Here is a 9282-nt window from a genome sequence, read left to right on the forward strand (position 1 = left end):
GGCCAAGCTCGGTCTCGTCGCGATCGAAGCCGATGACCCCGCGCTCGCCCGCGACTTCATGGAGGCGATGGCCCAGAACCGAGCCGACTTCACGCTGACTTTCCGTCGCCTCGCCGAGTGCGCCGCCGACCCGGCTGCCGACGGGATGCTTGCCGCGCTGTTCGACGACCCCGCCGCCTGCCATGCCTGGCTCGCGCGCTGGCGCGATCGGCTCAAGCGCGAGCCGCAAGGGGGCGGCCTGCGCCGCGACGCGATGCGGGCGGTGAATCCGGCATTCATCCCGCGCAACCACCGTATCGAAGCGGTGATCGTGGCCGCGGTCACACGGGACGACTTCGCGCCCTTCACGGAACTGCTGGACGTGCTGAGCGTGCCCTTCGAAGACCAGCCTGACCGCGCCACCTTTGCCGAGCCGCCGCGGGACGAGGAACGGGTGCTCCAGACCTTCTGCGGAACCTGACCGGCGACAGATCCGCCGCTCAGCGCGGGTTCGTCCAACTCGACGCTTGCACCGGCGGGGCTTGCGAAGACCCGGCTTGCGAGGACTCGGTTTGCGAAGGCGTGGCCCGCGCGGGCTTGGCCCCAACGCCTGTCGCCGGCGCCGTGGCGGAACGACCGGCTACCGGGGTTTCGGCGACGCGTGCCGGCCTCGCCTGACGACGCGCGCGAACGGAGCGCGCATGCCGGGCACGGCGTGGCCGGACGTTTTCCGAACCGGATCCTATGACGCCGCCGACGATCCCGCCGACAACGGCCCCCACCGGACCCGCAACCAGCGCACCGGCCAATACCCCCGTGCCGACGCCGACGGCGGTTTCGTTGCGGGCCATCGCGGGCTGAGGCAGCGCGAGGACCCCGATCATCAAGAGACCGAAGGAGAGGTTTTTCATTGTCGGGACTGGCTTTCCGGGTTCGCCGGCGCCAGTGCCACCGCACCGTGACCAAATCGGGGCTGACCGGCAGCCGCCACATGGTCGCGAATCGAGCGACGCAGCGTGCGACTTCGGCTTGAGGTCGCGTCCTGCCGTCCCGTCCGACCAGTCGGGCGGAACCCTTCTCCCGTCCGCGCCTTGCGCCCGTCGAGACGACGTCACCCGGGATCCTGGGATTCGCATGCCCACGCTGAAGGCCTTGTTCGATCCCCGCCCACGGGTCTCGGCCCCCGTCTACCGTCGCGACGTGCTGCGAGCGGCACTTGCGGCGGCCGTTCTCATCTGCCTCGCGGTCTGGCTCGGGGGGCAGGGCTGGCGCAGCGCGGCGATCGGCGCCGTGGCGCCGATCGTGCCGGCCGCCCTCGTCGTCCTGTCGCGCACCGCCGGACGCCTTCGAGACCGCGACAGGACTCCTTGGTTGTTGGCGGTCTACGGCATCCTCTATGTCGTGAGCCTCGCCCCGATCGAGGACCTTGCCGACACCTATCCGGTCGAGACCCTCGCCAGCGCACTGGCGATCCTGGCCTTCTTCGTATGGTTCTTCGTCGAGACGTGGCTGCGCGCCGGCACGCCGGGCCCGAACCGGTTCGGGCCGCCCCCTGTCGAGACCCCCGTGGCCTCAATGTGAGCGCGTGCGGTCCACGATGGCGCGGGCGGCCTCGAAGGCCTCGTCGGCGTCGAGGTCGGTGGTGTCGAGAATGACGGCGTCGGCCGCCGCCTTGAGCGGCGCTGTGCTGCGCCCGGCATCGCGGGCATCGCGGGCGGTGATGTCCTCAAGGATCGCGGAGAGCGAACTCGTCTCGCCGCGTCGCGTGAGTTCGAGGTGCCGGCGCCGGGCGCGCTCCTCAGGCGCCGCCGTGATGAACAGCTTCACCCGGGCATCGGGGCAGACCACGGTTCCGATATCGCGCCCGTCGAGGACGGCGCCGCTCTCGCCGCCGGCGAATCGCTGCTGCCAGGCGAGAAGGGCGGCCCGCACCGCCGGCACCGAGGAGATCCGGGAGGCCGCCTCGCCCATCGCGCGCTGACGCAGGCGCGGGTCCGCCAGCCGGTCTGCGATGAGGGTCGCGGCGGCACGGGCCGCGGCAGCCTTGTCGTCGAGGTCGCAGCCGGCATCGAGCACCGTCAGGGCGACGGCGCGGTAGAGCAGGCCCGTGTCGAGGTGCGGCAGCCCGTAATGGGCGGCGAGGCGCTTGGCGAGGGTGCCCTTGCCGGACGCCGCCGGTCCGTCGATCGCGATGACCATCGGCATGTCCGTCAGCCCGAAATCGCTGCGCCGAGCGCCTGCATCGTCGGCAGGAAGCTCGGGAAGCTCGTGGCGATCATGGCGCCGTCGTCCACCGTAACGGGCTTGGCGGTAGCCAAACCCATCACAAGGAAGGCCATGGCGATGCGGTGGTCGAGATGGGTCGCCACCGTGCCGCCGCCCTGGGGCGGGGTTCCGTCGCCGTGGACGATGAGGTCGTCGCCCTCGACGAGATGGGCGACGCCGTTGACGCTCAGGCCGTCAGCCACCGCGGCGAGGCGATCGGATTCCTTCACGCGCAGTTCGTGCAAGCCCGTCATGCGGGTCGTGCCCTCGGCGAAGGCGGCGGCCACCGCAAGTACGGGATACTCGTCGATCATCGAGGGCGCGCGCTCGGGCGGCACGTCGACGCCCTTGAGGCGGCTCGCCCGCACGCGAAGATCGGCCACCGTTTCGCCGCCCTCCTCGCGCTCGCACAGGCGCTCGATGTCGGCGCCCATCTCGACGAGGGTGGTGATGAGGCCGATGCGCAGCGGGTTCATCATCACGCCTTGAATCGTCACGTCGGAGCCCGGCACGATCAGCGCGGCCACCAGCGGGAACGCCGCCGATGACGGGTCGGCGGGCACGACGACGTCGGTGCCGCGCAGGGTCGGCTGGCCGGTGAGCGCGATGGTGCGGCCGTGGCCGCCCTCCCCGGTCTGGGTCACCGCGACCTCGGCGCCGAACAGCCGCAGCATCCGCTCGGTGTGGTCGCGGGTGGCGGCGGCTTCGACCACCGTGGTGGTGCCGGGCGCGTTGAGCCCGGCGAGCAACACAGCCGACTTGATCTGCGCGGAGGCCACCGGCGTCTCGTAGGTGATGGGAATCGCCTCGCGGGGGCCGCGTAGCGTCAGCGGCACCCGCCCGCCCTCCTCTTCGGCAACGACCTGCGCGCCCATGCGCAGGAGCGGGTCGAGGATCCGGCGCATGGGGCGCTTGCGCAGGGAGGCATCGCCGTCGAAGGTCGCGGTCACCGGCTGGCCGCCGACGACGCCCATCATCAGTCGCGAGCCGGTGCCGGCATTGCCAAAATCGAGGATGCCGGCCGGGTCGCTCAAGCCTCCGATGCCGACGCCGCGCACGCTCCAGCGTCCCTCCCCGAGCCGCTCGATCCCGGCACCGAGCGCTTTCGCGGCGGCGGCGGTCCTCAAAACGTCGTCGCCTTCGAGCAGGCCCTCCACACGCGTCTCGCCGATGCTGAGGAGCCCCAGGATCATCGCACGGTGGGAGATCGACTTGTCGCCAGGCGGACGAAGCGCGCCGCGGAGAGGAGCGCCGGGCGTGGCGGTCAGGGGTTGTGGCTCGGAATCGTGCGACACGGGTGATGCTTTTCGAGTTCTGGCCCGGCCGCGCCCCGCCCGGAAAGGCGAGATCGATCGACCGCTGCCGCGCCGGTTATCACGCACGTGCGGCGCCGTCATCCGAGCCGCAGGCAGGGACTCGGCGCGATGAGGGATAAAGCATGCGGCGCGCCATGGGACGATGAGCGTCAGCTATTTGACAGGGCCGGTCCGCGCGACTAACGGGGCGCCTCCCCGAACAGCAGATCTTTAGAGGTTTCCGCCCGTGGCCAGACCGGAACTCGGCTTGAAGCGTCAATGCATGAGCTGCGCCGCGAAATTCTATGACCTCGATCGCGACCCTGCGACCTGCCCGAAATGCGGGACGATCTACCAGGCCACCGCCGTGTCGAGCCGCGTCGCCGCCCCTGCCCTCGCGGCTCGCGCCGCCGCGGTGCCCGCCGATGACGAAGAGGATGTCGACGCCGAGAAGGGCGGTCCCGAGATCGTCTCCCTCGACGAGGTCGAGGCGGCCGAGGACGATGCCGACCCGGTGGCGGACGACGCCGAGGGCGAAACGGCGGATGCCGACCACACCTTCCTCGAGGAGGAGGATGCCGGCGACGACGATGTCGCCGACCTCATCGACGGCGACATCGAGAACGACGAGGAAACCTGAGCCGGTTTCGGCAAGACGCCTCTCCCGATCGGGGTCGGCTAAAAAACTTCTCCGGAATGATGCTGGGGGGGTTGAGTCGGGCAAGGCGCCCGAATATAGAACCGCCTCCGCCGGACGTCGCCAACGACGACCTGCCGGAACGCCCGCCGGGACGATCACGATCGACCATCCCGGTCGCTGAATGTGGGGCCTTAGCTCAGCTGGGAGAGCGCTTCCATGGCATGGAAGAGGTCATCGGTTCGATCCCGTTAGGCTCCACCATTCACCCCTGCGACGAACTTTCGACGATGGCGAGGACGGATGTTTCCGAGGGCTTGCGCCCCCGGATGGCCCGCGTCGTGGCCGCGAGACCCGCTCGTTCGGGTCGGACGGATGTCTGACGACATTGTGCGCAGGCGATCGACGGCCGAACTGGTCTCGCTCCTGACGGACCGCCTCCTGACGGGTCCAAGTGCCACCGCAATCCTCGAAGACTGGTGCCGCGAGCACGGCTTCGCGCCGGAGCCCATCCTCCTCGCCCAGCCGGTCGAGGCGTCGCGCAAGGTCCCGACACCCCGTCAATGCGAGCGGCTCGCCGTCGAGGATGCCGGCATCGTCCGCTATCGCCGTGTCAGGCTGACCTGCGGCGATCGCGTGCTGTCGGAGGCCGAGAACTGGTATGTCCCGGGCCGGCTCACCGGCACGATGATCCGCATCCTCGATACCACCGCCACTCCCTTCGGCCGTGTCGTTCATCCGCTGGCGCCGAGCCGGCGCAACCTCTCCCTCGACGTGCTCTGGACGCCCGAGGCCGGCGAGCCGGGTCCGGAGACGCCGCTCTTTGCCATCCAGGCTGTCCTGAGCACGGGAGACGGAACGCCCTTCTGCGAAGTCACCGAGACCTATCGCGGCGCGGTGGTCGCGGGGCTCAGTTGAACGCGACCACGGGTCCCTCCCCGGTCATCGCCATCTCTGCTATGGGCGAGGGTCACCGGAGATTCCCTATGAAGTACCTCGTCGCGTTCTCGACCGCCCTGATGCTGCTGACGGCAATCCCCGCCTCGGCCATGAGCTGCTGCGGCAGCGGCAAAGCCGGCAAGGGTGCTGCCATGTGCGGGCGTGGGGACATGGCCCGCGGCGGCATGGCGATGAACCATGGCGGTCAGAAGGGCCGCACGATGAGCTGTTGCTGCGAGGGCATGTCCGGCAAGATGAGCAAGCGCGGCTGAGATCGTACTCATCCCGGCCGTTCCGGTGCAGCGACACGGTCGTCTGTACCGCGGGATCCTTGTCGCCATCGCCGCGCGTGATCGCCTCGATAGGGCCGTCGCGTAGGAGCGAGGTGAAGGACCCGGTATTCCGGAACGATCGGCCGGGCCGCGGCGATGCCGCCGGAATCACCCGCCGCGATGTTGACCGCATCCGCGTCGGAGACATCCGGGAGACGGGCGCCGCGACACGGCGGACGTCGTGCTTAGGTGCGAGTTCCCGGGTCGTCGGCAACGACCTTGGTCGTAGTTGCCGATACACCGAAATATCTCGGGGAGATTCGTTGACCGTTCCCGACGACGTCGTATGCGCTAGCAGGGGGGTGACGGCGGATTCGAGTTTCCCACTGGGCTTGGATGCATGAGCTTTGGCTGCATGGGCATGGGGCGTCTCGATGAGCACGTCGCAATCGATGTAGGAGATCATGGCCGGGCTCCCCGGTGTTGCGACCGGGGCGACCGGCATTCCCCCGCGACAGTCCTGGTCGCGACCATGGGGTGCTCATGCCGCGTCCGATGCCGGCTGCATGACGCGCTCTTTCAGCCGAGACAGGGAGGTGGAACGCGATGCGCATCACGATGATCGGTTCGGGCTATGTCGGCCTGGTCTCGGGAACCTGTTTCGCCGATTTCGGGCATGAGGTGGTCTGCGTCGACAAGGATCCCTCCAAGATCGAGGCCCTGAAAGCCGGCCGGATGCCGATCTACGAGCCGGGCCTCGAGGCCCTCGTCGCCGACAACGTGCGGCAGGGACGCCTGAGCTTCACCACCGATCTCGCCCCCGCCGTCGCGAACGCCGATGCGGTCTTCATCGCGGTGGGCACCCCGTCCCGGCGCGGCGACGGCTTTGCCGACCTCTCCTACGTCTTCGCCGCGGCCCGCGAGATCGCCCAAGCGCTCACCGGCTACACCGTGATCGTCACGAAATCGACCGTGCCGGTGGGCACCGGCGACGAGGTCGAGCGCATCGTCCGCGAGGCCCGCCCGGACGCGGAGTTCGCCGTGGTCTCGAACCCCGAATTCCTGCGCGAAGGTGCGGCGATCGAGGATTTCAAGCGGCCCGACCGCATCGTCATCGGCACCGACGACGACCGCGCGGTGGAGGCCATGAACAAGGTCTACCGCCCACTCTACCTCAACCAGGCGCCGATCCTGGTCACAGGGCGCCGCACGGCCGAGCTCACGAAATACGCCGCCAACGCCTTCCTCGCCACCAAGATCACCTTCATCAACGAGATCGCCGACCTCTGCGAGCAGGTCGGCGCCAATGTCCAGGAGGTCGCCCGAGGCATCGGGCTCGACAACCGGATCGGGTCGAAGTTTCTGCATGCCGGCCCTGGCTACGGCGGCTCATGCTTCCCCAAGGACACCCTCGCCCTCGTCAAGACCGCCCAGGATGCCGGAACGCCGGTGCGCCTCGTCGAGACGGTGGTGTCGGTCAACGACCAGCGCAAGCGCGCCATGGCCCGCAAGGTCGTTACGGCCTGCGGCGGCTCCGTGCGCGGCAAGACCGTCGCGATCCTCGGCCTCACCTTCAAGCCCAACACCGACGACATGCGCGACGCGCCGTCCCTGTCGATCATCACGGGCCTGCAGGACGGCGGGGCGAGGATCGTCGCCTACGACCCCGAGGGCATGGACCAGGCCCGCCTCGTCCTCTCCGACGTGTCCTATGCCGAGGACGCCTATGCCTGCGCCGAAGGGGCGGACGCCCTGGTCATCGTCACGGAATGGAACGCCTTCCGCGCCCTCGACCTCGACCGTCTCGGCGCCGTGATGGCCACGCCGATCCTCGTCGACCTCCGCAACGTCTACAGCCGCGAGGACGTGGAACGGCATGGGTTACGCTACACGGGCATCGGCGTCGTGCCAGGTCTGGGCTGACGTTCGCCAGCTCGATCCCACGCCGGATGCGGCGCGGGCGGAGTGCCTCGCCGGGGACAGTCCGGTGATGAACCGGCGCGTCGTCGCCTGAGATCCATGAGGTCGTCCGCCGGAACGGAACCTTCGATCTCGTCCGGGTACTCGACCGCGCCCGTTGCGGCCGGCGCCGAGGTATGACAACCCCCTCCCCTTCATCGGGAGCCACCGCGGAAGGTGACGACCGCGTGCGGGACGGCTGTCATTGCTGATCCGGTCCGAGGCCGCGTTTCGACGTGGTGCATCGTTTTCGAGGGTGTCGGCCGACGGAGGGGATGGCGATGCCGTCCTGGATGTGGCGACGGCGCCTAGCGCGAGAGACATGTCTCAATGAACGAAGCGGGTTGCACGTTTCTCATCATCGTCCCGCTCTACCGCGCCCCCGAACTGATCGAAGGGTTGTTTGCGAACCTGAGATCGCTGGCCGACGAGATCACGGCTCTCGGCGCCCGGGTCGTGTTCATCAATGATTCGCCAGATGATTCCGGCCTCGCGGCCGCGCTCGCCTTGGAAACCGCGGCGGGATTGTCGAGCATTGACTTCGAAGTCCTGACCAACGAGCAGAACATCGGCTTCGTGAAATCGGCCAACCGCGGCCTTCTCCTGGCCCGCGACCGACGGGTCGACGCCCTGCTGCTCAACTCGGACGTCCTGCTCGCGCCCGGTGCCCTCCGGGAAATGCGCGCGGTGTCGAAGGGCGATCCGCTGATCGCCGTGGTCAGCGCGCGCTCCAACAACGCCACGATCAGCAACTCACCCTACGCCGCGCGGTTTCGCGACTACGATTTCGCCGAAGCGCTGGCCGCGCACGACGCCCTCGTCCCGTACATGCCGCAGGTCAGCTACGTCCCGACCGCGGTCGGTTTCTGCCTCTACATCCGCTGCGTCGCGATCCTCGAATTCGGACTTTTCGACGAGATCTACGGCGCCGGGTACAACGAGGAGAACGATTTCATCATGCGCTGCAGCCGGCACGGCTATCGCGCCGTCCTGGCCAATCGCGCCTTCGCCTATCATCTCGGCAGCGTCTCCTTCGATCAGTCCGGGGAAGGACGCAGCCCGCGCGAGGCGCAAAACCGGATTATTCTGGACGATCGCTATCCTGAATACGCGCGCGCGATCGAGCGATACTTCGAAGGAACCGAATATCGCGCGCAGCTTCTGTGCTCGGAATTGCTGCCCGATCGTCAGAACAAATTCAGTATGTTGTTCGACTGCCGCAACATGGGCTGCTATTATAACGGCACCTTCGAGCATGCAAAGCGAATTGTGCAGTCGTTCTCAAATAAATTGGATAATAATTATCAGATATTTATCGCATGCGATGAGGATGCCTACGAATTTCATGAATTAGGAAACATTCAGAACGTCAGCTTTGTAACCGCAGATGATGCAAGGAATTCTTGCTATAGCTTTTCAGTGCGGATTGGGCAGCCTTTCGAATGGAGTGATCTCGTCGACGTCTGCTCATCGGCACCGATCAGCGGTTTCCTGATGCTCGATACGATCGCGATGGATTGCCTGAATCTCGATGAGAACGGTCTCGAAAGGATGTGGCGTCAGATGCTGAACGTGATCCCATTGATCGGGTTCAACAGTCGGTTCACGCGCGATCAGTTCGTCCGGCGGTTTCCGCTTCCGGACGATGTCCTGGAGTTCGTTTCTCTCTGTTCAACGGACGTGGCCGATTATGCGCCGCGCCTGCCCGTGGCCCCTCACGCCCGGACGCAGCCGTGCATCCTCGTGGTGGGCAACCATTTCCAGCACAAGAACGTTCGCGCCACCGTAGCGTTGCTCAAGCCTCATGCCAGAACGCACAAGATCGTCGTTCTGGGCATCGATCTGACGGACGAGCCGGACATCATCAGCTACAAGTCGGGGTATCTCAGCGAGGAGGAGGTCGATCAGATCTACGCCTCCGCGACAGTGGTCCTGT

At 67.4% G+C, this 9282-nt stretch carries 10 protein-coding genes and 1 tRNA gene; 9 read left to right on the plus strand and 2 right to left on the minus strand.

The window, feature by feature from the left end; genetic code table 11:
• The 3 genes from ACFE7U_RS16420 to ACFE7U_RS16430 form a co-directional block, all read left to right on the plus strand.
• Positions 1-460 (plus strand): protein adenylyltransferase SelO family protein (locus ACFE7U_RS16420; protein WP_375410787.1); only part of this gene is annotated, 460 nt, incomplete at its 5' end.
• Between the two features lie 220 nt (positions 461-680).
• Positions 681-941 (plus strand): hypothetical protein, encoded by a 261-nt coding sequence (locus ACFE7U_RS16425; protein ID WP_375410788.1) that lies wholly within the window; start codon positions 681-683, stop codon positions 939-941.
• 172 nt (positions 942-1113) lie between these two features.
• Complete coding sequence (locus ACFE7U_RS16430) at positions 1114-1560, plus strand: DUF805 domain-containing protein (RefSeq protein ID WP_375410789.1); 447 nt, start codon at positions 1114-1116, stop codon at positions 1558-1560.
• Here the strand turns inward: ACFE7U_RS16430 and cmk are convergent.
• Together cmk and aroA are read right to left on the minus strand one after the other, a co-directional pair.
• Positions 1552-2184: a (d)CMP kinase gene (gene cmk / locus ACFE7U_RS16435; protein ID WP_375410790.1), complete on the minus strand. Its 633-nt coding sequence runs from the start codon at positions 2182-2184 to the stop codon at positions 1552-1554. The two genes, ACFE7U_RS16430 and cmk, sit on opposite strands and share 9 nt — an antisense overlap.
• Positions 2185-2189: 5 nt before the next feature.
• Entirely contained in the window at positions 2190-3539 is a 1350-nt protein-coding gene (gene aroA, locus ACFE7U_RS16440; protein ID WP_375410791.1) for a 3-phosphoshikimate 1-carboxyvinyltransferase, read from the minus strand.
• Between the two features lie 247 nt (positions 3540-3786).
• On the opposite strand from aroA, the gene ACFE7U_RS16445 reads away from it, so the two are divergent.
• The 6 genes from ACFE7U_RS16445 to ACFE7U_RS16470 form a co-directional block, all read left to right on the plus strand.
• On the plus strand, positions 3787-4179 hold the full coding sequence (locus ACFE7U_RS16445) for a TIGR02300 family protein (RefSeq protein ID WP_375410792.1): 393 nt from the start codon (positions 3787-3789) through the stop codon (positions 4177-4179).
• A gap of 185 nt (positions 4180-4364) precedes the next feature.
• Positions 4365-4440 (plus strand) — tRNA-Ala (locus ACFE7U_RS16450).
• A gap of 111 nt (positions 4441-4551) precedes the next feature.
• Positions 4552-5094 carry a hypothetical protein gene (locus ACFE7U_RS16455; RefSeq protein WP_375410793.1) on the plus strand — a complete coding sequence of 181 codons (543 nt, stop codon included), beginning with the start codon at positions 4552-4554 and terminating at the stop codon, positions 5092-5094.
• Positions 5095-5162: 68 nt separating this feature from the next.
• Positions 5163-5387, plus strand: coding sequence for a hypothetical protein (locus tag ACFE7U_RS16460; RefSeq protein ID WP_375410794.1), 225 nt, complete (start codon positions 5163-5165; stop codon positions 5385-5387).
• Positions 5388-5993: 606 nt separating this feature from the next.
• Entirely contained in the window at positions 5994-7310 is a 1317-nt protein-coding gene (locus tag ACFE7U_RS16465) for a UDP-glucose dehydrogenase family protein (protein WP_375410795.1), read from the plus strand.
• A gap of 366 nt (positions 7311-7676) precedes the next feature.
• Positions 7677-9282: glycosyltransferase (locus ACFE7U_RS16470; RefSeq protein ID WP_375410796.1), on the plus strand; the 1606-nt coding region annotated here is incomplete at its 3' end.

Origin of the sequence: uncultured Methylobacterium sp., assembly GCF_964251405.1 — a bacterium.
GTDB lineage: Bacteria > Pseudomonadota > Alphaproteobacteria > Rhizobiales > Beijerinckiaceae > Methylobacterium.